We start from the raw sequence: 1581 nt of genomic DNA on the forward strand, positions 1-1581 counted from the left end.
ATCGGCGGCGCCGCCGGGATCAGCTCGCAACTGGTCGACCGCGGCATCGCCGTGACCCGCGCGACCCCGACCTTGCAGGGCGCGCTGTTCTGGCTGCCGGCGCCGGGCTGGTCGCTGAGCGGCTCGGCCAGCGTGGCGCTGGACGCGCCGGGCACGGTGCTGATGAGCAGCCTCGGCCTGTCGCGCAGCTGGACCGTATCCGACAGCTGGCAACTGCAGGCCGAGGCGCTGCTGTACCGCTACCCTGGCGCACGCGCCAACCGCCTGTTCAACCGCGACGAGGTCAGCCTGGGCTGGAGCTACCGCGACCGCCTGAGCCTGTCGCTGGCCGCCTTCCGCATGCCCGACAGCGGCCTGCAGCAGCGCTGGTACGGGGCGCTGGACCTGACCGCGCACCAGCCGCTGACCGGCCCACTGTCGCTGTCGGTGGGCGCCGGCGTCAGCCAGGCGCCGCCGACCCTGTACGGACTGGAGTACACGGCGCACTATCGCTACGGCCACGCCGGGCTGATCTGGAACGCCGGGCGCTGGAGCCTGGAGGTGGACCGTGTGTTCAGCAACGCCCGCACCGGCTATGCCGACCGCGGCCTGTGGCCGTGGGTGGCCAGCGTCTCCCGCAGCTTCTGAGGCGAGCGCAACCTTTCCGTGCCGCCCCGGCACATACCGGTGCCCGTTGCCACACCTGCCCCCATGAACGACACCGACCTGCTCGGCGATGCCACCGACCGCATGCTGCTCCGGCGCATGGCCGCCAGCGACCGCGAGGCGCTGACCCGCCTGTACCGCGCCTACCACGGGCGCCTGTGCCGGTTCCTGTCGCGGCTGACCCGGCGCCCGGACATCATCGAGGAAGCGATCAACGACTGCTTCTGGATCGTCTGGCAGAAGGCCGGCGACTTCCGCGGCGATTCGCAGGTCTCGACCTGGATCATGGGCATCGCCTACCGCTGCGGGCTCAAGGCGATCCGCCACCACAGCGACGACACCATCGACGACGGCGTGGCCGCCGAGGACCACGCCGCGGCGGCCGACCCGGACAAGGACCGCGAGCTGCGCGACTGGCTGGGCAAGGGCCTGGAACGCCTGTCGGCCGACCAGCGCCTGGTGGTGGAACTGGTCTACGGCCTCGGCCACAAGCTGGAAGAGGTCGCCGCGATCATGCAGTGCCCGGTGGGCACCATCAAAGCCCGGTTGTTCCATGCCCGGGTCAAACTTCGCAACGTGTTGCCGGGATTGGCCGGCGATGCGTCCACGCTGACGGAGAGCGCGTGATGAAAACGGGCTTCAACGAGCCGGGCAACGAGTGCGCGCATGCCTGGGACCTGATGCCGTGGGTGCTGCAGGGCAGCGCCACGGAAGCCGAAAACGAGTGGCTGGTCGCGCATCTGGCCAAGTGCCGGCACTGCAGCGCCGAGTTCGCCCAGCAGAGCCGCCTGCGCATGGCCATGACCCTGCCCAGCGACGTGCCGGTGGATGCCGAAGCCGGGCTGCAGCGCCTGCTGCAGCGCCTGGACGCGCCGGTTCCGCAGGCGCCGCCGCAGCGCGGCCGCGCCAGCTGGACCACGCGGGCGCTGGTCGCCA

At 71.3% G+C, this 1581-nt stretch carries 3 protein-coding genes; all 3 read left to right on the forward strand.

Going from position 1 to position 1581, the window contains the following annotated elements; genetic code table 11:
* A partial coding sequence (locus tag D588_RS0116410) for a hypothetical protein (RefSeq protein WP_017916750.1) occupies window positions 1-627 on the forward strand: 627 nt, incomplete at its 5' end.
* Window positions 628-690: 63 nt separating this feature from the next.
* Window positions 691-1272 carry a sigma-70 family RNA polymerase sigma factor gene (locus tag D588_RS0116415; RefSeq protein WP_017916751.1) on the forward strand — a complete coding sequence of 194 codons (582 nt, stop codon included), beginning with the start codon at window positions 691-693 and terminating at the stop codon, window positions 1270-1272.
* Window positions 1272-1581 (forward strand): zf-HC2 domain-containing protein (locus D588_RS0116420; protein ID WP_017916752.1); only part of this gene is annotated, 310 nt, incomplete at its 3' end. The genes D588_RS0116415 and D588_RS0116420, both read left to right, overlap by 1 nt.

Origin of the sequence: Xanthomonas sp. SHU 308, assembly GCF_000364645.1 — a bacterium.
Classification (GTDB): domain Bacteria; phylum Pseudomonadota; class Gammaproteobacteria; order Xanthomonadales; family Xanthomonadaceae; genus Xanthomonas_A; species Xanthomonas_A sontii.

Excerpts from the sequence above, each read along its gene's own strand:
- D588_RS0116415 (WP_017916751.1), top strand. The coding sequence starts at position 691 with ATGAACGACACCGACCTGCTCGGCGATGCCACCGACCGCATGCTGCTC.